23 protein-coding genes and 4 pseudogenes are annotated in these 20,633 nt (G+C 62.8%); 12 read left to right on the forward strand and 15 right to left on the reverse strand.

Annotated elements, in window-relative coordinates; all coding sequences use genetic code 11:
• The 3 genes and pseudogenes from CF70_RS35680 to CF70_RS38855 form a co-directional block, all read right to left on the reverse strand.
• Positions 1-340: helix-turn-helix domain-containing protein (locus CF70_RS35680; protein ID WP_235184894.1), on the reverse strand; the 340-nt coding region annotated here is incomplete at its 3' end.
• A gap of 254 nt (positions 341-594) precedes the next feature.
• Positions 595-855, reverse strand: a pseudogene (locus CF70_RS34435) (transposase); the annotation flags it as partial.
• Entirely contained in the window at positions 818-1,132 is a 315-nt protein-coding gene (locus tag CF70_RS38855) for a GNAT family N-acetyltransferase (RefSeq protein ID WP_276290339.1), read from the reverse strand. The gene CF70_RS38855 and the pseudogene CF70_RS34435, both read right to left, overlap by 38 nt.
• Here CF70_RS38855 and CF70_RS37385 point away from each other — a divergent pair.
• Complete coding sequence (locus tag CF70_RS37385) at positions 1,070-1,246, forward strand: EAL domain-containing protein (RefSeq protein ID WP_235184896.1); 177 nt, start codon at positions 1,070-1,072, stop codon at positions 1,244-1,246. The two genes, CF70_RS38855 and CF70_RS37385, sit on opposite strands and share 63 nt — an antisense overlap.
• Positions 1,247-1,307: 61 nt before the next feature.
• Here the strand turns inward: CF70_RS37385 and CF70_RS05530 are convergent, their stop codons facing one another.
• From CF70_RS05530 to CF70_RS05545, 4 genes are all read right to left on the reverse strand, one after another.
• A complete protein-coding gene (locus CF70_RS05530; protein WP_035861545.1) occupies positions 1,308-2,261 on the reverse strand; it encodes an N-carbamoyl-D-amino-acid hydrolase in 954 nt (317 codons plus the stop codon).
• Between the two features lie 61 nt (positions 2,262-2,322).
• Entirely contained in the window at positions 2,323-3,582 is a 1,260-nt protein-coding gene (locus CF70_RS05535; protein WP_035861548.1) for a Zn-dependent hydrolase, read from the reverse strand.
• The gene (locus tag CF70_RS05540) at positions 3,579-4,814 is read right to left on the reverse strand and encodes a diaminopropionate ammonia-lyase (RefSeq protein ID WP_035861551.1); all 1,236 of its coding nucleotides are present in this window, start codon (positions 4,812-4,814) and stop codon (positions 3,579-3,581) included. Before CF70_RS05540 ends, CF70_RS05535 begins: the two co-directional genes overlap by 4 nt.
• Before the next feature lie 69 nt (positions 4,815-4,883).
• Positions 4,884-5,765: a MurR/RpiR family transcriptional regulator gene (locus CF70_RS05545; protein WP_035861552.1), complete on the reverse strand. Its 882-nt coding sequence runs from the start codon at positions 5,763-5,765 to the stop codon at positions 4,884-4,886.
• Between the two features lie 304 nt (positions 5,766-6,069).
• Between CF70_RS05545 and CF70_RS05550 the strand changes: the two genes are divergently transcribed.
• From CF70_RS05550 to CF70_RS05570, 5 genes and pseudogenes are all read left to right on the forward strand, one after another.
• A complete protein-coding gene (locus tag CF70_RS05550; protein ID WP_035861555.1) occupies positions 6,070-6,864 on the forward strand; it encodes a transporter substrate-binding domain-containing protein in 795 nt (264 codons plus the stop codon).
• Positions 6,865-7,011: 147 nt separating this feature from the next.
• On the forward strand, positions 7,012-7,671 hold the full coding sequence (locus CF70_RS05555) for an amino acid ABC transporter permease (RefSeq protein ID WP_035861558.1): 660 nt from the start codon (positions 7,012-7,014) through the stop codon (positions 7,669-7,671).
• Positions 7,672-7,689: 18 nt separating this feature from the next.
• The gene (locus tag CF70_RS05560; RefSeq protein WP_035861562.1) at positions 7,690-8,340 is read left to right on the forward strand and encodes an amino acid ABC transporter permease; all 651 of its coding nucleotides are present in this window, start codon (positions 7,690-7,692) and stop codon (positions 8,338-8,340) included.
• A gap of 14 nt (positions 8,341-8,354) precedes the next feature.
• On the forward strand, positions 8,355-9,119 hold the full coding sequence (locus tag CF70_RS05565) for an amino acid ABC transporter ATP-binding protein (RefSeq protein WP_035861563.1): 765 nt from the start codon (positions 8,355-8,357) through the stop codon (positions 9,117-9,119).
• Between the two features lie 167 nt (positions 9,120-9,286).
• Positions 9,287-9,571: pseudogene (locus CF70_RS05570) on the forward strand (DDE-type integrase/transposase/recombinase); the annotation flags it as partial.
• A gap of 271 nt (positions 9,572-9,842) precedes the next feature.
• Here the strand turns inward: CF70_RS05570 and CF70_RS05575 are convergent.
• The 4 genes and pseudogenes from CF70_RS05575 to CF70_RS38860 all read right to left on the reverse strand — a co-directional run.
• A complete protein-coding gene (locus CF70_RS05575; RefSeq protein WP_035861564.1) occupies positions 9,843-10,208 on the reverse strand; it encodes a hypothetical protein in 366 nt (121 codons plus the stop codon).
• A 23-nt stretch (positions 10,209-10,231) separates the two neighbouring features.
• Positions 10,232-10,624 carry a DUF2726 domain-containing protein gene (locus tag CF70_RS05580; RefSeq protein WP_081862025.1) on the reverse strand — a complete coding sequence of 131 codons (393 nt, stop codon included), beginning with the start codon at positions 10,622-10,624 and terminating at the stop codon, positions 10,232-10,234.
• Positions 10,625-10,720: 96 nt separating this feature from the next.
• Complete coding sequence (locus tag CF70_RS05585) at positions 10,721-10,978, reverse strand: H-NS family nucleoid-associated regulatory protein (protein WP_035861565.1); 258 nt, start codon at positions 10,976-10,978, stop codon at positions 10,721-10,723.
• Positions 10,979-11,641: 663 nt separating this feature from the next.
• Positions 11,642-11,749: pseudogene (locus CF70_RS38860) on the reverse strand (quinone oxidoreductase); the annotation flags it as partial.
• 149 nt (positions 11,750-11,898) lie between these two features.
• On the opposite strand from CF70_RS38860, the gene CF70_RS05590 reads away from it, so the two are divergent.
• From CF70_RS05590 to CF70_RS05600, 3 genes and pseudogenes are all read left to right on the forward strand, one after another.
• Entirely contained in the window at positions 11,899-13,284 is a 1,386-nt protein-coding gene (locus tag CF70_RS05590; RefSeq protein ID WP_035861566.1) for an FAD-binding oxidoreductase, read from the forward strand.
• A 304-nt stretch (positions 13,285-13,588) separates the two neighbouring features.
• Positions 13,589-13,942 (forward strand): hypothetical protein, encoded by a 354-nt coding sequence (locus CF70_RS05595; RefSeq protein WP_035861569.1) that lies wholly within the window; start codon positions 13,589-13,591, stop codon positions 13,940-13,942.
• Between the two features lie 85 nt (positions 13,943-14,027).
• A pseudogene (locus tag CF70_RS05600) lies at positions 14,028-14,219 on the forward strand (amino acid ABC transporter substrate-binding protein); the annotation flags it as partial.
• A 34-nt stretch (positions 14,220-14,253) separates the two neighbouring features.
• Here the strand turns inward: CF70_RS05600 and CF70_RS05605 are convergent.
• A complete protein-coding gene (locus CF70_RS05605; protein WP_035861575.1) occupies positions 14,254-15,189 on the reverse strand; it encodes a LysR substrate-binding domain-containing protein in 936 nt (311 codons plus the stop codon).
• A gap of 123 nt (positions 15,190-15,312) precedes the next feature.
• Here CF70_RS05605 and CF70_RS05610 point away from each other — a divergent pair, with 123 nt between their 5' ends.
• A complete protein-coding gene (locus CF70_RS05610; protein WP_035861577.1) occupies positions 15,313-16,302 on the forward strand; it encodes a tripartite tricarboxylate transporter substrate binding protein in 990 nt (329 codons plus the stop codon).
• Between the two features lie 13 nt (positions 16,303-16,315).
• A complete protein-coding gene (locus CF70_RS05615; RefSeq protein WP_035861580.1) occupies positions 16,316-17,596 on the forward strand; it encodes an amidase in 1,281 nt (426 codons plus the stop codon).
• Positions 17,597-17,970: 374 nt separating this feature from the next.
• On the opposite strand, the gene CF70_RS05620 is transcribed toward CF70_RS05615, so the two are convergent.
• The gene (locus CF70_RS05620; RefSeq protein WP_035861583.1) at positions 17,971-18,288 is read right to left on the reverse strand and encodes an H-NS family nucleoid-associated regulatory protein; all 318 of its coding nucleotides are present in this window, start codon (positions 18,286-18,288) and stop codon (positions 17,971-17,973) included.
• Positions 18,289-18,510: 222 nt separating this feature from the next.
• Positions 18,511-18,726 (reverse strand): hypothetical protein, encoded by a 216-nt coding sequence (locus CF70_RS34445; protein WP_081862026.1) that lies wholly within the window; start codon positions 18,724-18,726, stop codon positions 18,511-18,513.
• 748 nt (positions 18,727-19,474) lie between these two features.
• Here CF70_RS34445 and CF70_RS36470 point away from each other — a divergent pair.
• The gene (locus CF70_RS36470) at positions 19,475-19,948 is read left to right on the forward strand and encodes a hypothetical protein (RefSeq protein WP_035861590.1); all 474 of its coding nucleotides are present in this window, start codon (positions 19,475-19,477) and stop codon (positions 19,946-19,948) included.
• Between the two features lie 322 nt (positions 19,949-20,270).
• On the opposite strand, the gene CF70_RS05635 is transcribed toward CF70_RS36470, so the two are convergent.
• Positions 20,271-20,633 (reverse strand): helix-turn-helix domain-containing protein (locus tag CF70_RS05635; RefSeq protein WP_414629426.1); only part of this gene is annotated, 363 nt, incomplete at its 5' end.

Below are 20,633 nucleotides of genomic sequence, written 5' to 3' on the forward strand. Positions count from 1 at the left end.
CGCTCACGCCCAACTCGGCGGCCATCTTGCGGGTGCTCCAGTGCGTGGTCGCCACGGGCTTGCCTTGAGTGGTCAGCTCCACCAGCCGCGCCGTGTCCACCTTCAACGGCGGCGCGCCGCGTGGCAAGTCGCGTTCGATACCGGTCAGCCCCGATTGCGCATAACGCTCACGCCAACGCGCGACCTGCACGCGTCCGATTCCCAACTGCTCGGCGATGTCCTTGTTCTGCATGCCGTTGGCGGCCAGCAGCACGATGCGCGCGCGCTGCGCCAGCCTCACGCTCGTGAGCTTCGACCGAACCAGCCTCGTCAACTTGGTTCGCTCCTCGTCGGTCAACATGATCTGGGGGGCAACTCGCACTCGCTCTCTCCACGCTGTGTCGCAGTAGAGCAATAATCTCACATAAGGTCCATCAAGAACAGAACGCTACACTAGCGGATATAGCGGTCACCGCTAGGGAATCGCTGATCAATGAGGTTTGCGCTTGATGTTGCACAACCTAAGGCCTTCAGCATTTCGCAATGCGGGAGAGATGGGCCGATTCAAGCCGTCTTTCTCGTGTTTCGCACCTTTCCTGGCCGCGCTTGGCGCGCTCAGGACGGATTGATCCCCTCTGAGGCCAACAACAGCCTCCTGGCGAATACCAGGTTCGCCAAACCAAACAGGCTGAACAACTGCGCCGTGTTCTTGGCCAGGCCCTTGTAGCGAACCTTGCGATGACCAAACATTCTTGATGACGTGGAATGGATGCTCGACCCGCGCCCGAATCTGGGCCTTGGCCCGCTCGACGGCGATTACCAAGTCCTTGCCGCTCCGTCACGCATCGCCTTGATCTTGCCGCGCTTTACGGCCACCTGCGAAATAACCTGCAGCACACGTTGTGCGCACGACAATTGATTCGATACCGCGCTGGCGGACATCTGCCACGATGGCTGAAAGCAGAAGTTCACCAAGGCCAGCCGACCTCGCGCGGTGTGCAACGGCAAGTCCTCGTAGGAGACCCACTTTGCCGTACTGCTCGACGCCTGCGCACCCGACTAGGCCAGCATTGTCCCGGCGATCATCCAGATGGCCCGCTCGCTGGGACTGAAGACCCTGGCCGAAGGGGGCGAGGATCGGGAAACGGCGCAAGCCCTGCGCGAACTCGGCTGCCGACTCGCCCAGGGGTACCTGTTCGCCCGGCCGATGCCAGCCTCGAGCCCGACAGCGCTGATGGAGGCGCAGCGCATCCTTGGCGTGGCGTAGAGGGCGCTCGTACATCTCAATAGCCCCCAGGCGATGATCACCAGCTTGCATGACGCAGGCATCAGGACACCACCGCGCTCCCGTCCGCCATCAGCATCTCCCCGCGCCGCTCCACAATCATCGCGTACGCCTGCGGCTGCCGGTGCGCGTCGAAGTTGAACGTGGTGCGCTTGTAGACCTCGCAGAAATCCAGGTCGCAGCGGGCGATGGCGACCTCGTCGCCCTTGGTGATGCAGTTGGCCAGCACTTCGCCGGAGGGCGCGATGATGCAGCTGCCGCCAATGCCGTCCACGCCCTCTTCCATCCCGGCCTTGGCCACGCCAACCACCCAGGTGCCGTTCTGGTAGGCCCCGGCCTGCATGGAGAGCTGATTGTGGAAAAGCGAGAGGTCGTCGTGCTGCGGCGCCGGCGCATTGTGCACTGGCGTGTTGTAGCCGATCAGCACCATCTCCACACCTTGCAGGCCCATCACCCGATAGGTTTCGGCCCAACGACGGTCGTTGCAGATGGCCATGCCGATCTTGCCACCAAACGCTTCGGTCACGCCGAAGTGGTTGCCGGGCGTGAAATAGCGCTTTTCCAGATGCTGGAAGCGGCGCCACGGTTCGTGCTCGCGATGGCCGGGCAGGTGCACCTTGCGGTATTTACCGACGATCTCGCCCTGGCGGTTGACGAGGATGGAGGTGTTGTAGCGCACTGCCTTGCCTTGTTCGCTGGTGAGCTCGGCGTAGCCGAGGTAGAAGCCAACACCAAGCTCGCGCGAAAGGTCGAACAGCGGCTGCGTGGCGGCGCTGGGCATCTCGCGTTCGAAGAAGCTGTTGATCTCTTCGTCGCTCTCCATGTACCAGCGCGGGAAGAAGGTGGTGAGCGCCAGCTCGGGGTAGACGATGAGGTGCGAGCCGCAGGCGTGGGCTTCGCGCATCAGGTCGCACAGGCGCCTGACCACTTGCTGGCGGCTGTCGGCGCGGGCGATGGGGCCGAGCTGGCCGATGGCGACATTCACAATACGGGACACGGGTAACTCCAGGATGCTTTCGGGGTGGTGGTTCAGGCTAGTGGCAGGGGCTTGGCGTCGATCACGGCCGGTTGGCGAGTTTGAGTACTACCTGCAGCAGGATCTGCGCGCCGCCGATGAGGTCGTCCGGCTCGGTGAACTCGCGCACGTTGTGGCTCAGGCCTTTCACGCTGGGCACGAAGATCATGCCGGCGGGGCAGACGCGGGCCAGCATTTGCGCGTCGTGACCGGCGCCGCTGGGCATGCGCATATGGGTGAAACCAAGCGCTGCGGCTTCCTGCTCGACCAGGTCGATGACCATGGGATCGAATGCCACCGGCTCGAAACGTGCCAGGCGGCGATGGCTAAGAGATAGGTTTTCCGTCTCGCAGGTTTGCCGGGCAAAGGCGAGGACTTCCGCTTCGGCCTGGGCGAGCCGCCGTTCATCGGTATTACGCAGGTCTACGGTGAAGACGGCGCGGTTGGGGATGACGTTGATCAGGTTCGGTTCGAAACGCATGGCACCCACGGTGGCGATCTGCCGGCCGCCGTAGCGCAGCGCCAGGTCGTGCACGAAATTGGCAATGCGCGCGGCGGCATAGCCGGCGTCATGCCGCAGTTCCATGGGCGTGGTGCCGGCGTGGTTGGATACGCCGTCGATGGTGAACTCGGTCCACGAGATCCCCTGAACCCCTTCCACCACGCCAACCTGCAGGCCACGCAGATCCAGCACCGGGCCTTGCTCGATATGCAGCTCCACGAAGCTGTCGACGCGCGGCTTGCCTGCGGGCGCCTGGCCGTCATAGCCGATGCGCCGCAGCTCGGCGCCCACCGTGACGCCATCGATGCCGGCGGTGGCGAGCGCATCTTCCAGCGGCATTCCGCCCACATAGACCAGCGAGCCCATCATATCCGGATGAAAGCGCGCGCCCTCTTCATTGGTGAAAAAGGCGACGGCGACGGGACGACGCGGACGCAGGCCGGCGTCACGCAGGGTGGCGACCACTTCCAGGCCGGCCAGCACCCCGTAGTTGCCGTCGTAGCGGCCGCCGGTGCGCACGGTGTCGATGTGCGAGCCGATCATGACGGGGAGCAGGTCTTCGCTGCCGGGATACACGGCCACGCCGTTGCCGATGGCGTCGATGGCAACGGTCATGCCCAGCGCCTGCATGCGCGCCACCGTCCAGTCGCGGCCGAGTCTGTCGGCATCGGTCAGCGCCAGCCGGCACACTCCGCCCCCTTCGATGGCACCGAGTTGCGCGAGATCGTCCAGGCTTTGCAGCAGGCGCTCGCCGCGAATGCGCGGCGCGGAGTCTGCCTTTGGTGCGCTCCGCTCGCTCATGCCGCGGCTCCGGCGCGCACTGCGTCCGCGCTGCGGCCAACCAGTTCGGTGTACAGCGCGGGATCCGTGTCGGCCTCGCTGCCGATAAACAGTAGCCGGCTCTGGCGGTTGAGCCCGAGCGCCGCGCGGGCCTGCGGGTCCTGCATGGCGGCGATGGCAGCGGCCAGCCCGGCCACGGCGGATTCGCCGGCCACGATCACGGGATCGTCGCCCTGCGGTTGGGCCAGCAGGCGCATGGCATTTACCGCGGATGCGTCGTCGACCGTGCAGAATGCGTCGGCGCCTTTGGCAAGGATCTCCCAGGCGAGCAGCGAAACTTCGCCGCAAGCCAGGCCGGCCATCAGCGTATCCAGCTCGCCGGTGACGGCGGTGACCTTGCCGGCGCGCGCGCTTTGCATCAGGCAGTCCGCCTTGGCTGGTTCCACCACGGTGAAGACGGGGCGCTGCCTGTCCTTGCCATCCTCACGTTCCCAGAAGTAGCCGCAGACGGCGGCGGCAAAGCCACCCACGCCGGCCTGGATGAACACATGCGTGGGCCAGGCCGGCAGCGCATTGACGGCTTCGTCCACCATCAGTTGATAACCCTGCATGACATCGCGCGGCACGTCCATATAGCCGGGGTACGAGGTATCCGAGATCACGTACCAGCCATTGACCCGCGCATCGGCATCGGCTTGCTGCACGGCCTGGTCGTAGTTGCCCGTGGTGCGTACCACCTGGGCCCCGAAGCGTTCGATGGCGGTCTTGCGCCCTTCGCTGACGGTGGCGTGGATATAGATCTCGCAGCGGCAGCCGAACAGCTGGGCGCCCCAGGCCACGGAACGGCCGTGGTTGCCGTCGGTGGCGCAGGTCACGGTGAGTTCGGCGCACATGCTGCGCAGCGCCGGCGCACTCAAGTCAGCGATGCTTAGCTCGCGGCCGATCCGGGGCCTGAGTTCGCGGCAAAGCAGGCGTCCCACGGCATACGCGCCGCCGAGCGCCTTGAAGCTGCCCAGCCCGAAGCGCGAGCCTTCGTCCTTGTAGTGGATCTGGCCGACGCCCAGCGCGGCCGCCAGGTTCGGCAGGGTTTTCAGCGGCGTGGGCTGGTAGCCCTCCCAGGCGGAGATCTCGCGGCGGGCGGCGGCCAGGGCCGGCTCGCTCAGGATGGCGGCGCGCTGTGCACCATAGGGTTCCGCGCGGCTCAGCGCCGGATTGGGGAGAAGATCAAACGAGAGGTTGGGGAGCGTGGTCATGCGTGTGTATTGGTCCAGTCAGAATGCGTTATTGCGTGTATTGATGGCGGCGCTGCGTGCCGGTCGATCTCAGTGGCCGGTCTCCAGGTCCCCGAGCACGTCGTGCGCGCGCTCCACGCGGGCCATGCGTGCGCGCGAACGTTTGCGGGAGCGGCCTGCCATGGCGGTGGCCAGGTAGTTCACCAGGCTGACGGCGGCCACATAGGAATCGAAGACCTGGCCGCCGTGGTGCGAGCAGCGCAGCACGGCGTCGGCCTTGGCCGCCAGCGTGGAAACCGGGGCATCGCTGAGCAGGATGAGTTTGGCGCCGGCCTCCCGGGCCAGTGTCACCATGCCGTCCAGGCGCTTCGCACGGCGTCGGAAGTCCACCGCCAGCAGTACATCCTTGCTGTCTATTTCGGCCACCAGTTCGGCATCCTTGCCCGCTTGCTCATTGAGCAGGTACACCTCGGGGCGCACCTGCGAGAGCAGCGCATTGGCATAGAAAGCCAGCATGAAGCTGTTGCGATAACCCACCACCCACACGCGGCGCGCGTTGGCCAGTTCGGTGAGCGTGGTCTCCAGCGCACGCTCGCTGAGTTGTTCCGGCAGACTGGCGAGCCGGCGGCTGTCGAGTTGCACGTGCGCCTCCAGACCGGCCACGACCGATTGCCGCGCGCCCCCCGACTCAGGCGGCAACCCGTTGTGTTCCATCAGGTACAGCGGAGATTGCTCGGAGACCTGGTCCCGCAGCGATTGCCGGAAGGCGCTGAAGTCCGCATAGCCGAGGCGGCGGAAGAAGCGCGCCGCGCTCGCCTTGGAGACGCTCGCCAACTCCGCCAGCTCGGTGGCCGAGTAGCTGAGCAGGTCTTTTTGCCGCATGAGCAGCACGTCGGCCAATTTTTTGTCTGCTGAAGAAAGTTCGCCGTAGCACTGGTGGATTTGCGCTTCCAGCGCGGGTTGAATGGCCATGTCGGGTCCGTGCCTCCGTTCCGCTTGCCCGCACCAAAGTGGTCCGGGCCTGCACAATGGTGAAACCATCATTTCATGTTTTGGTGCATATGAAACCGTTGTTTCAGTATTGGCGGCCTTTCATGCAAGGGCAATGCCAAGTCAGTGGCGCTATCGGGGAGGCGTCCGCCAAGTGCTTGATTTCAAGGCAATGCCGTCGAAAGAATCCCATCGCATTCGCCCGCGCAGCCGGCATCGCCAACAGTGGCACACAACTTGCCTTTCAGTCCCTCGTGTTCCCCGACCGACTGATAAAGGTGTTTTTATGAAACGCAGACAGTTCACCGCCATCGCCAGCCTGATCGCAGGCGCCGCACTCATCGCGATGGCACCCGCTAAAGCCGACGATTCCCTGAGCGCCGTGATGGGCAAGAAGTCGATCGCAATCGGCATCCCGACCGACTTCGCGCCGTATGGCTTCATGGGCACTGACCTGAAGCCGCAGGGCCTGGACGTGGCCGTGGCGCAGATGATCGCCGACAAGCTCGGCGTCAAGGCCGATCTCGTCCCGGTGAGCACGCCGAACCGCATCCCGTACCTGCAGACCCGGAAGATCGACCTGATCGTCTCGGCGCTGGGCAAAAACGCCGAGCGCGCCAAGGTGATCGATTTCACGATTGCGTATGCGCCCTTTTACCAGGCGGTGTTTGGTCCGAAGGCAATGAGCATCAAGAGCTTTGCCGATCTTGGCGGCAAGACCATCGCGGTCACGCGCGGCACCATCCAGGACGATGTGCTGCAGCAAGTGGCGCCTCCCACGCTGAAGATCCAGCGCTTTGAGGACGACAACTCCACCGTGGCCGCCTTCGTGTCGCAGCAAACGCAACTGCTGGCCACCGGCGCGGCCGTGGCTGCCGCGGCGATCGCGAAGAACCCCAAGGTAGAGGCCGAGTACAAACTGCTCCTCAAGGATTCGCCCAATTTCATCGGTGTGCGCAAAGGCGAAACCGCGCTGCTGGAGAAGGTCAACGAGATCCTGCGCAAGGCAAAGGCGGATGGCACGCTCAACGGCTACGCGCAGCGCTGGCTCGGCCGCGGCATGGGCGATTTGCCGGACTGATTGCAAACGGGTAAGCGGGCATACGGGTAGGCGGGATAACGGATCGCATTGTTTCCGGCCCCGTGCGCGGGCTCCATGTTGCTGGCGCACTGGCCTGCCTCGCAGGTCAGTCTCGCCGAAGACAAAATAACTCTCTAGCGGCACTGCATGATCTCCTTCGACTTTGCGCCGGTTCTCTCGCAGTGGCCCATGCTGCTGCGTGGCCTGTTGCTGACGATTCTCCTGACGGCGTTCTCCGCGGCCTTCGGTACGCTCGTGGGCATCGGCTGCGCCTGGGCGCGCATCCATGGCACGGCATGGCTGCGGGCACTGGTGGGCGGCTACGTGGAGGCAGTCCGCAATACGCCGTATATCATCCAGCTGTTCTTTATCTTCTTCGGCCTGCCTTCGATTGGCGTGCGGATGCCGGCGGAAGTGGCGTGTGTGCTGTCGATGACGCTGAACCTCGGCGCCTATGCATGCGAAATCATCCGGGCCGGGCTGGAGTCCACGCCGCGCGGGCAGATCGAAGCCGCGCAGAGCCTGGCGCTCAACCGCTGGCAGATCTTTACGCGCGTGGTGCTGCCGCCTTCGCTGTCGCGCGTGTGGCCGGCGCTGGTGAGCCAGGTCATCATCGTGATGCTGGGCTCGGCGGTATGCAGCCAGATCTCCACCGAAGAGCTTTCCTATGCGGCCAATATTATCGCCAGCCGCACGTTCCGCAATTTTGAAGCCTATATCGTCGCCACCTGCGTCTACCTGGGCCTGGCCGTGGTGCTGCGCGAGATCCTGAACTGGGTTGGTCCGCGCTTCATCTTTGGCCGCTGAGACCGGGAGGCATACATCATGGTCGACTTTTCGCTGTGGGACATTTTTCGCAACCTGCTGCTGGCGCTGCGCTGGACAGTGGGGCTGTCGCTGATCGCCTTCGCCGGTGGCAGCGTCGTTGGCATGCTGCTGCTGGTTGCGCGCATTGCGCGCCTGCCGGGCGCCGTGCGCGGCGTGGCGCTTTACGTGCAGCTGTTCCAGGGCATCCCGTTGCTGATGCAGTTGTTCCTGTTCTACTTCGGGCTGGCGTTGCTGGGTGTCGAGACCTCGGCGCTGTTCGCGGCGGCGCTGTGCCTCACGCTATATGCCAGCGCCTATCTCACGGAGATCTGGCGCGGCTGCATCAACGCCATTCCCAAGGGCCAGTGGGAGGCCTCCGCCAGCCTGGCGATGAATCTGCGCGAGCAGCTTCAGCACGTGATCCTGCCGCAGGCCGCACGCATCGCGGTGGCACCCACGGTGGGATTCCTGGTGCAGGTGATCAAGGGCACTGCACTGGCCTCGGTGATCGGCTTCGTGGAAGTCACCAAGGCTGGCCAGATGATTTCCAACGCCACCTTCCAGCCCTTCCTGGCTTACGGCTGCGTCGCGCTGCTGTACTTCGCCCTGTGTTTCCCGCTGTCGTTGTGGAGCCGCCGCCTTGAGCGTCGCCTGCAGCCCAAGCATTGAGGTTCCTTCATCCCATGTCCACGCAAACCGAAACCACCAAGCCCTTTTCCCTCGTCGATATCCGGGGCCTGCGCAAACGCTTCGGCGCCAACGAAGTGCTCAAGGGCATCGACCTGCAGATCGGGCGCCGCGAGGTGGTCTGCATCATCGGCCGCAGCGGCTCGGGCAAGAGCACCTTGCTCCGCTGCATCAACGGGCTGGAAAGCTTCAATGAAGGCGCGCTCAGCGTGGATGGCCTGGCACTGCGCCATGGCGACGCCCGCGCCATGCGCGACCTGCGCCAGAACGTTGGCATGATCTTCCAGAATTTCAACCTGTTCCCGCACCTGAGCGCCGGACAGAACGTGATGCTGGCGCCTACGCTGGTGAAGGATACACCCCGGTCCGAGGCCGGCAAGCGTGCACAAGCACTGCTCGAACGCGTGGGCCTTGGCGACAAGTTCCACAGCTTCCCCGACCAGCTATCCGGCGGACAACAGCAACGCGTGGCAATCGCCCGCGCGCTGGCCATGGACCCGGCCGTGCTGCTGTGCGATGAAGTCACCTCGGCACTCGATCCGGAGCTGGTCGGCGAAGTGCTGGGCGTGGTGGAAGGCCTTGCGGCGCAAGGCATGACCTTGGTCATGGTCACGCATGAGATGAACTTCGCCCGCAAGGTCAGCGACCGCGTGGTCTTCATGCATCACGGGAAGGTGCATGAGATGGGCTCGCCGGAGGAAATCTTCGGGGAGCCGAAGACGCCGGAACTGAAGCAGTTCCTTTCGGGGCTGCATGGTTGAGCCCCTGGAAAGCCGCGCCGGAATCTGGCGAGGCCAGAGGCTGGAGCCATCACCACAGGCCCGCGAACCTCATGGCGCTTGGCCCAGCGATAATCGCCCGGTGATGGCCCGGGCGTTCATTGATCAGGCTTGGCTTGCGGACCGTGCCGCCGTGGCTTAGCGGTTCGTTAACGCTGCGCGGCGAGTCATATCTGCTGTGGCGATCGGTCGACGAGCACGGCGCGGAACTGGACATCCTGTTGCAGAAGCGCCGCGACAAGGCCGCAGTCAAGCGCTTTTTCTTACGCGTGCTTCGTTCCTGTCCCGTGCCTCGCAAGATCGTCACCGACCAATTGCGCAGCTACCCGGCCGCCAAGGCCGACATCCCGGAACTGGCGAACGTCAAACACGTGTTCGTCAAAGCCGCTGCACGCTTGAATAAATCCGGCAGAAGGCAGAGGCGCAAGAGCGGGCGGCCAACTGGCCGCCTCCTGACGCTCTGCATCCGCAGATTCCCGCTGCCTGTACCTGCATAGCATAGGCATTCGGGGCGCCCGGAAAGGCAGGGTCGCCCATAAATGTAGTCCTTGCGACAGTAGCGTCGCTATCCTGCAGTGCCTGCGCGGCGAACCCAGGCGGCGGGAAAGCGCCAGATGCCGGCGTCGGTCTCTGCCGTCGTCCACCGCGGAGCGAGAGCCAACGTAGGGTGGCTGTGGCGAATCTTACGAACGCTTCGACGTATTGTTACTCGCACCGATACCTGGATCTCTGCGCACCGGCTCGCTGTACAGCCTCTGATGCTTGCTGGATCTGTACCGAATTATGGGTGAGCATTGCTCGCTCGGAGTGAGTAACCGCAGCCAGGTAGGACTGGCGCAGCGACGGGCACATGATGCTCGATGCGAGCTGCTCCTGTCCCTTCTGGTCGAAGAACGAAGACGGTTCGGCACGATACTCTGCGTTTCGTTGGCCGATGGATTTCCTCACCACCTCGGTCTTTGTGTCGTGCTGACAGGGGGCATCCTGCAACGTGACATGTCGCGCGGCGCTCCAACATTGATAGATGGTCTGGCCCGCGGCATTCGTGGCCATGGCGAACATCGCGATCATCAGATATCTCAGCACGGTTAACTTCAGGCCACGGGTTCCCGCACGGCCCGCAGCTTTCGTTCGTTGTCTGGCGCTGACGGACCAAATTCGGCGGGCTGAGGCGGGACAACACTGAAGTAGTCGCTGAGGATTGTCTTCAGATCCACGTCCTTGGACGTGTAGCGCATGATCGGAATTCCGGCCGATGCGAGAATGTCATTCTTTTGCTTATCGCGCTTCTGGGCTTTCGCGCTACCGTGAGAGGCGCCGTCAAGCTCGATGACATAGAGCGGTCGCATCGTCTTGCGCTCGCAGACGAGGTAGTCAACATACTTCTGAGCAAACAGATTCCTGGCGGCATGTGACTTTCCCCTGTGCCGTACAAACGCGGACATTGCGACCTGGGGGAAGAGCTTGTACCCGAACTCTTCCTGCATGCTGCCTCCTGCATGGTTGATGTTGAGCCTTTGCCATGGCGCCGCTCTCCGTCCGGTATTCGGTCGACCTTGGCTGCCGTGGCATCCGTTGGCCCGCTACGTCGTTGACACGACCCGGAAATGCTCCACCGTCTGTCCGGCATTGACCGCCCGCTGCAGCCAGTCCGGCATGGCACCGCGGCCGTCCCAGCCCTGCCCCTGCGCGTTGCGATGGCGCACCGCCCCCGGCAATGGTGTCGGCGCCGGCTCGGCAAAGCAGCCTGCGGCCTGCAGGTCGGCCAGGGTCAGGCCGTGCTGGGCCATCTGGATGCGGACCCACGCAATCGCTTGTGCGCGCTCGATTTCTATCGACACGGTGAAGGTGAAATGATTTGGGGCGACACCGGTTCCCGCGTGGCGGCGGGGAGTGTTGGATTTCAGGGTTGTTCTAGCTGGCTGCGGTGGAAATCCGCGCCGGCGCGAGGACACGACCGCTCTCGCTGCTTTAAGTTTGCTTCCCCACTTGGGATACCAACACTCACCAAGTGCTAGTCGGCGGGAAACCAACTGCTGTGCGGCTCATTTGATTAGAAAGAGGTGAATCGAGCGCGCGGAGTCGCGGCACGATCCCTGCTGAAGTCGACCAAGCACAGCCTTTTGTGCTTGCCACTTCAGGAGAGCATCATGACCGCGACTATGGAAATCAGAGACTTAGCCAGCGTCGAAGAGATCGACAAAAGATCATTGAGCAGCCGGCCATGGCAGTGGGCATGGCGTGGACCATGACCGTTGCCGCGACGACCCGGTGCACGCGAAGAGCAGCAACTCGATCTGACATCTGTGTCTCCGTTCTGGAACGTCCAGCTATGTGGACTTGCTGATGCATCGCCACCAAATGAAGGCGTCGCGTTCGTCAGCCATGCTGAGCGAGGCGCTCCAAGCGACAGCGCCGTCGATTTCGGAAATATTGCAGGCGTTCAACGCGCAGCCTGTCGATGGCGAGCGGATGAACGCCTCACGCGCGGTTAGTAAGCAGCGTTACGGCAGCAGTACCGTCGCGCCGCTCGTCTGTCTGGATTCGAGCGCTCGATGTGCCTGTGCGGCATCCTCCAGCGCGAAGGTTTGCTTCGGTTCAGCCCGACATCGTCACGGCGCGGGCGTTACTCGCGCGTTAGTTTCGGCTCGACCACTGCGCGCCGTCGGGAGGCGGAATCCCCCATGTAACGGCCCACCTAACGCTTTCGAAACGCCGAGGTTGTTAAAACTCCTGCATACCAGCCGGACAGGAGGCAACCGTGGAAGCTTCGTTAAGCGAACCCGTCGCATCCGCACTAAAAGTGCATTTTCGGGGACAACTGATTCAGCCGAGCGACGCGGCTTACGACCAGGCGCGTGCCGTATACAACGGAATGATCAACAAGCGCCCTGCGATCATCGCGCGCTGCGTCGATGTTGCGGACGTCATCGCGGCGGTGAACGCCGCGCGCGACGGCGGGATGCTGCTGGCCGTGCGTGGCGGCGCGCACAATGGCGCCGGGCTCGGCACATGCGATGGTGGACTGGTGATCGACCTGTCGCCAATGAAGGGCGTGTTTGTCGATGCCGGACGCAAGACGCTGCGGGTCAGCGGTGGCTGCACCTGGGGCGACGTGGATCACGCCGCCAGTGCCTACGGGCTGGCGACGCCGAGTGGCTTCATCTCGACCACTGGCGTGGGCGGACTGACACTCGGCGGCGGCATCGGCTACCTCAGCCGCGCCTATGGCCTGACGATCGACAATCTGCTCGGCGCCGAGGTCGTTCTGGCCGACGGGCGCATCGTCACCGCAAGCGACGACGAAAACGCCGACCTGTTCTGGGCGTTGCGCGGCGGCGGTGGCAACTTCGGCGTGGTGACGTCGTTCGAGTTCAAGGCTCATCCCGTTGCCACGGTCTATGGCGGCCCGATGCTGTGGCCGATGGAGCAGGCACGCGAGCTGATGAAATGGTGGCGCGACTTCATCCTGAGCGCGCCGCAGGACATCAATGGCTGGTTCGGTTTCGTCACGGTGCCGCCTGCAGCGCCCTTCCCAGATGAAGTTCACCTGCAAAAAATGTGCGCCGTGGTGTGGTGCTACACCGGCCCGCTCGATCAGGCCGAGACGCATTTCCGTCCGATTCGCGAGGCCATGCCGCCAGCGGTGGACTTTGCCGGGCCAATCCCCTGGCCTGTCCTGCAGAGCCTGTTCGACGGACTGTATCCGGCGGGCTTGCAATGGTATTGGAAAGCCGACTTCGTCAGCGACCTTAGCGACAAGGCCATCGATCTGCACATCAAGTACGGGCAGCAGTTGCCGTCGATGCACTCGACCATGCACCTGTATCCGATCAATGGCGCAGCGCATCGCGCCGGATGCGACGAAACGGCCTTCAGCTACCGCGATGCCAGCTTTGCCAGCGTGATTGTCGGCGTGGATCCCAACCCAGCCAACAACGATCGCATCGTGCAGTGGGCGAAGGACTACTGGCTGGCCCTGCATACACACTCTGCTGGCGGCGGCTACATCAACATGATGATGGACGAGGGCAATGACAACGTGAAGGCGTCCTATCGCGACAACTATGCGCGACTGGCTGAGATCAAGCGCAAATACGACCCGGCCAACCTGTTCCGCGTGAATCAGAACATCAGGCCCGCCTGAAGCAACACGCTTGCGACATGGGGCGCAGGTCCCCCTTGTGCCCGGAGGAAGGAGATTTTCATGAACAGGTTGGTGTCTCTGATGGCTGCACTGACGCAGGGCACTTCTTTCCCCGCATCCGCACCCAACTGACCCAGGAGTCCGGCGCGACGCCGCTGCCACGATCGGATGGCAGCCGGCCCGCGCCAGGCAACGGCTTGCACGGCAGAGGCGATCGCGTGCGGGCCGTGCCGTTCCGTAGCTGATCGCCTGCACGAGGAGTGCCGTCGCGGCAACGCCGCCGACACCCCTGTTGGAGATAGCAATGCATAAGACTCTTGCCAAGACCCTCCTTGCCGCTGCCGCACTTGCCGCCGGGCTCAGCCAGACCGCCCACGCCGGTGCATATGCTGATGCGCTGATCGTTGCCGCGCCGGGACACAACGGCCAGCGCGACGCCTTTACCGATGGCGCGCACAGTCCGGCCACCGAGGCCACCATGCTGCCCGTGGTCGCGCATCAGGGCAGGACCGTGTGCGCGGTCCGTGTCTTTGATCCGTACCGGGACGGCATGCGCAAGCCTGACCCTTACACCGATGGCGCCCGCATCAGCTCGCGCGATGGCTTCACCGACGGCGCGCGCAGCGATGCGCTCGACAGCGGGGAATGCCTGTCCTGAGCCGGGCAGGGTAACGAGGCGGTTTGTCCGGGCCGCTCTTCGTTGTCCAGGCGCGGGAATATGCGCAATGACTCGGCCATCCCTCGACATGCCGTTGAAGAAACCGGCGGACAACGTGATCACCGGCTTGATGAAGGATGGCTCGATCGATGCGATGTACTCGAAGTTGTCTACGCAGCCGGTGCCGCCAAAAGAATTCAGCCTCGACTTCCCGCTGTCCGAAGACATGAGGGCACTTTTCAAGAACCCGAATGACAAGGCACTCGACTGGCCCTGATCCACGGTGCAAAGCGGAAGGCAATGCCTTCCGTTCATCCTGCCTGACCTGCACGTGCCGGCGACGCGCTCATCGTGGCAAGCAGCCTGACAAATACGAGCGCGGCCATGTTGGTGCTGGCATGCGGGCGTGCACAGTGCAACACGGCATCGATAGTGCCGCCGCGCCTGGACTTTGCCGGTTGCAACGGCCGGTATGTCACGCGTGCCGAGCGCATTTCCGCCGCCGAAGCGGGCACCAGCGCGGCGCCTAGCCCGGCCTCGACCAGAGCGAGTATCGTCGGGAGTACACTCTCCTGCTCGATGCGTGGCTGCACGCCGGCCGCATGATAGATCTTCTGGCTCAAGTCGCGAAAATAGGCTGAGCCGCCGGCGCTGAATCCAACCATCGGAAGGCCATCAAGCGCCGCTGCCGCCACTGCAGCGTCAGCGGCGAGCGGATGCCCGAGCGGCAACGCCAGCAACATCGGCTCACGATCGGCTTCGAACGCATCGAAATCCGTTTCCACCGGCGGTGTGGACAGGCGAAGCAGCGCCACGTCGAGTTTGCCGGCGCGCAAGGCATCCCACTGCTCGGCTGACGTTGCCTCCGTGAAATCGAATGCCACGGCAGGATAAGCACTGCGGTAGGCAGACAGTATGCGTGGCAAGAGGCGATACGCGGCGCTACTTGTAAATCCCAGCGAGATCCGTCCCGTCTCGCCGTGCGCTGCCCTGACCACTGCCTGCTCGGCGGCGTCCGCATCGGCCAGCAGCTGCCTTGCCCGGTCGAAGAGCACCCTGCCCGCCTCCGTCAACTGGACCGACCGCGTTGTTCGCACAAACAAGTCCGCACCAACGTTTGCTTCCAGTTGCCGGATCTGCTGGCTCAAAGGCGGCTGTGCCATATGGAGCCGCGCCGCGGCACGTCCGAAATGCAGTTCTTCGGCCACCACAACAAAGAGGCGCAGCGCGTGCAACGAGAGAGCCATTGATACATAAAAGTGAATGAATTATCTGGAATATTATATTGGATCTATCAAATAGACCAGCATAAGATTGCCTTCAACATCCCCTTCGAAGCCCCCGCTATTCTTGCCCAGAGGAACTCCAACATGAATCTCAAAGCCCTGTTCCGTACCCTGGCGAGAAGTATCGCCGCAGTGTGCTTCAGCGCCCTCCTGCCTTTGCCCGCCGTGGCACAACAATCGCCATACCCGGTCAAGCCGATCCATATGGTTGTGCCGTTCGGCGCTGGCAGCGTGACCGACACCCTGGCGCGCATCATTGCGACCCGGCTCAGTGAGGCCTGGGGCCAGCCTGTCGTGGTTGACAACCGGGCGGGCGCCGACGGCAACATTGGCACAGGCTATGTTGCCGCAGCGGAGCGCGACGGCTACACGCTGCTCTTTGGCGCGGCAAGCACCAACGCGATTAACGCCAGCCTCCACACCAACCTGAAGTTCGACCCCCAACGCGACTTCGTGCCTGTAGTCAATGTAGCTAGCGTGCCCAATGTGCTTGTGGTTCCCCCTAGCGTTCCTGCGCGCTCAGTCAAGGAACTCCTGGCACTGCTGCACAAGCAGCAATACAGCTATGCCTCGGGAGGCGCCGGTGGCAGCCAGCACCTGTCGGCCGAATTGTTCAAGTCCATGTCGAAGACCGATATCCTGCACGTGCCTTACAAGGGCGGTGCCCCTGCGCTGACCGATCTGCTCGCCGGGCGCGTGCAAATGATGTTCTGCAACCTCCCGCTATGCCTGCCGCATATCCGCTCCGGCAAGCTCATTGCCCTCGGCGTGACCTCGGCGCGGAAATCGCCGCTGCTGCCCAACGTTCCCACGATTTCCGAGTCGGGCCTGCCCGGCTACGTCGTGGAAGGCTGGTTCGGCATGTTTGCGCCAGCCGGTGTGCCCAAACAAGTGGTCAGCCGCATCAATGCGGAAGTTGTCCGCATCCTGAAGGATCCCAAGACACGCGAGCAACTGCTGGCCCAGGGCGCGGAGCCCGTCGGCGATTCGCCCGAAGCCTTTGCCGTCTTTGTCGGCAAGGAACATGATCGCTGGGCGGCTGTCATCCGCAATGCCGGCATCACTGTAAACTAGGAGCATCCAGCCCATGCGCGCACCCAATCGTCTCACCGCCCTTGAGGCGGCCGCCCGGATTGAGCGAGGCGACCTTACCGCCGAAATGCTGACGCGAGCCTGTCTCGATCGCATACAAGAGCGCGACGGCGCGGTGCATGCCTTCGTGGCGATCGATGCCGATCTGGCTCTCTCCCAGGCGCGTGCGGCGGATCGTCGCCCTGGTGGCCTGCTGCGCGGCATTCCTGTCGCCGTCAAGGACATCATCGATACCGTCGGCTACGACACGGCCTATGGCTCGGCAGCGATCTATGCCGGGCATCGTCCTCCAGCAGACGCCGGCTGCGTTGCGTCTGCGCACGAGGCCGGTGCCGTCATACTTGGGAAGGTTGCCACCAGCGAATTCGCCACGCAGACGCCGAGCGCAACGCGTAACCCCCTCGACCTGGAGCGCACGCCAGGCGGTTCTTCCAGCGGTTCCGCAGCCGCCGTCGCGGATTTCATGGTGCCCGTCGCGTTCGGTACGCAAACTACCGGGTCGATCACGCGCCCGGCGGCGTACTGCGGCGTTGTCGGCTACAAGCCGACTTTCGGCCTCATCAGTAGTGGGGGCGTGAAGACGCTCAGCCATACCCAGGACACGGTGGGCCTGCTGACCCGTACCGTCGCGGACGCCGCCTTCTTCTCCCTTGGCCTGGCGCAGACGCGCGTCGCCGAACAACTGGGGTTGAGGCCACGCATTGGCGTATGCCTGTCGAGTCAGTGGCAGCATGCCAGCCCCGAAACGCACGCCGCCCTCGACGCGATCGCCGCCCGCGCCGAGCGGGCCGGCGCAAGCGTGCTGCGCTGCAGGCTGCCACAGGAATTGGAAGCCTTGATCGATCTGCAGAGCAGCATGTTCGCCTACGAGGCCCGGCAGTCGCTCGCCCATGAGCGTACGCAACATCGCGAGCAACTCAGTGCGCGCCTGCAAACGCGCCTGGCCGGTGGGGAGACTGTGAGCGCAGAGGCCTACCTGCAAATACGAAGCCGTATGCATGTAGGTACGCGACAAGCCGACGCCATGTTCGGCGATTTCGACGCGCTGCTCTACCCCGCCGCGGACGGCGAAGCCGAACTAGGCCTGACGAACTCGGGCTCGCCACGTTTTGGCGCACTCTGGACAGCACTGCACCTGCCCACGATTGCATTGCGCATAGCTACTGGCCCCGCCGGGCTGCCAATTGGAGCCCAACTGATCGGACGCTATGCGGATGACGCACGCCTGCTCGCGGTTGCCAGCGTCCTAGCGCGCATTGCAGGCTATGATCAGTAAATGAAGGGAGTAGCGATAACACAGGCTTTTGCATACGGAAATCAAGCGCTTGACATGCCCGCCTCCCTGAAGGATTGCGCCCCGGCGCCCACTGCCGCAACTTGATCTCTACTTGGCGGTTGCTCTGCCCTGATCACTCCCACGGCATCCTCGATGTCAATCCTGGTGCCACATCGGCGGGGTATTTGCCGCATCGGCGCGAGGATGCGTGCGCCGACGTCAACGATCACCCCAACTTCCCAGCCACGTTCCGATTGACACGGGGAGTCATAGCAACTTGGAAAGGCTTCAGCCCTACCCTTGAGGGACGCCCGTGTATTCGTGCGACCCGGGCACTATCGCCACCCAGTCGCAAGGATGGCGGCGTGCTTGCCTCACGCTTCCGGAATCAAGAATTTATCGCGATTCTTGCCAAGCCAAGCTGGTGCACGGCCGCGCCCCGTCCAGGTGGCGCCAGTCTTTGGATCCTGGTATTTAGGTGGCAGCGAAGCCTTGATATTCTTGGTCGGCGCCGCGCCGGAAGCAGGGCGGCCGCGACGCCGTTTCGGAGCGATGTCCTCGGCGGTCAGCTCGTACTGCGCCATCAAGGCCTGAATCTGCTCGATAACACCGGCAACTTCTGTGGCACGCACCTCCACAAGTTGTGCTTCGATCTTTTCCTTCTCCGCCAGCAACTGCTTGTAAGTAGCCATCGCCCTTCTCCATTTATGTTGCGACCCCAGCATCGTACATTACTTCGGGAGTTGAAACGTGCCAGCTATCACATTTTGATTTCAGCACCGTTTCATAGCGGATTTTCTCCGCGCCAAAATGGGGAATAACGTTGACACAAGCGCGCTGCCGACAACAATTGACAGCGGAAATTGGCCGCTGCCGGTCGACATGTTCCCGTTCCAACCAGGCCTTCGGAGTTGCTACCGCAAGTAGACCCGAAGTTCTTGCCTTTGAATGGCTTTGAGAAAAGCATGGCCGTTAATAGTAATCAGAGCACGATGGCAGCCTGGCGAGAGTTGATCTCGTGTCGCGAATTTTCGTTCGAGCAAAGTATCGAAATCAGCAGGATCGAGTTCGACCGGATCGATAGCATCCTTGATGAGCATCAGCGTCGCCAGTTCATGCGGACTCAACATCAGTGTCTCCTAAACGTAGGCACTACGGTTGCTGCAGCGTGCTTCTTGGATGTACCGGGTGCGGTTGCCGATTGCCGGCGTGCTGTACTGTAATACTGATGGGCGCATTGACGGCTGATCGCGCAAGACCAGCGAGATGCCATGGTAGTACTGCTGTGGCAGAAAAATCAAGGAGCGCCAGTATTTTTCCCTGGCAGCCCCGGCTCGCGTCATCCGCAAGAGCTGCCAGTCGAGGAGCCGGCCAGGTTCAACGCAGCGCTGATGGAATAGGCGCGTCCCAACTGTGGGCAGTTCTTGGTATTAGCGAGTTGCATGCGGGGCGGCGTGATTTAATGGCTCCGATGCCTCGCGAAAGGATATTTCACGGGACGCGCCACTAACCAGCGCCCTCCGAGGTTATTTGGTATCCACTCGGTACATACAGTCGCCGACGGCATTGATTGCCGGCTCGCTGCGACCAAAGATGACCTTCCAGCAGCGAAACCTCCTCTATTGTCAATTTGAATTGAGTGAGGTGTCTGCAGTTGAGTTGGAGGGCTTGGAGGCAAAGGCAACAAAACGTGGGACTACATTCTCGCGGGGCGGGTAATGTCCAAAGCACGGTCGCCCCAGACGGTCAATGCTGCACTGGCACATTTCCAACGGGGGGACGTCATGATCTGCCACAGGCAGCGCAGAACCCGCCGCACCACACGGTCCTCAACTACACTTCGCTGTGTGTAGCCAGAACGCGATGTGAGGAAACGGTATGGATATGACAGAGGCGCTTGTACTGGCTGCGGTCATCGGTGCCGCGCTGCTCTCACTTCTTGTGGCCCTGCGAAACCGGTACAAGCTATGCGTCCAGGCCCATCTGCTACTCGACGATCTTGTGCTCACGCCCGTCCCCGGCCGTCAAGTTTCCCTTGTGGGACACCACAACGGCGTCGACGTTAGCGGAATCGTGCCTGCGGCAGATATCCTATACAAGATTGAATCTCACCCTCTAGAGTTGTCAGTCCACTCCCACGCCGACGGCCCTCTCGCTGCCAAGGTGACCGACTGGGACGCCCCGCACTTTACAGTGCAACTGTTTCGCGGCGACGAAGAAATCTGGCGCCGAGATGTTCTCCGGAACGAAGCGCTACGTATTCGCGACAACATCGAAAACTTACGCAAGTGGGCAGGTTCACGCAGGACAGGCGACAAGACGATTCACGACTTGGACCTTCTTCACATCTAGCACCGCCCCCGACCCCGACCTTTTCGGCTCTGCTTGCTACGGTTGTCGGCGCTACCCAGTCAAGAAGGATCATCAACTGGCCACTTGGGTCGGTGGTGCCGAAGCAGGCGAGCAGCGGAGGCAATACGCGACTGGGCCGCATCACAAAACGAGGGCAGCGAGTAATATCTGCGCGCGTTGCTGTTTCAGGACGCGCGCCCTGTAGTCATAGCTACCAGCCAATAGCACGGGAATTGCCGCGCACTGCTAAAGCCGCCACTGCCAACTGATCGGCGAAGGGGTTCCCGCCGCGGGCTATTTTGATTTGCTCTAGCGTGACCGCTCAAAAGTACTGGGCTTCGCCCTCTTCCATGTGGGTGCCATCCGCCCTCATTGCGAGTTGGGAGGCTTTGGCCGCGTGGGTTGCGGCCTGCTCGAGCAGGGGCGCGTGCGCCTTTGGGACAACGAGCATCGTCAAACCAAGTCCTTCCAGCGCGCGTAGTGCGTGCTCCAGATTCACCCCTTTGCCGTTCTCCAGCTTGGACAGCATGCCGACGGAAACGCCGCAATGCCTGGCCGCCTGGTCAATTGGCATCCCCTCGGCAACCCGCGTTGCCCGAATGCGATCACCCAGTTGGTCGATGGTTGCTCGGGTTCCCGCGCCATCTGTCGCAACACTCCGGGGGCTTCGTGCTGGCCAGGGGCA

It is taken from the genome of Cupriavidus sp. SK-3, from assembly GCF_000611145.1.
In the GTDB taxonomy this organism is placed as follows: domain Bacteria; phylum Pseudomonadota; class Gammaproteobacteria; order Burkholderiales; family Burkholderiaceae; genus Cupriavidus.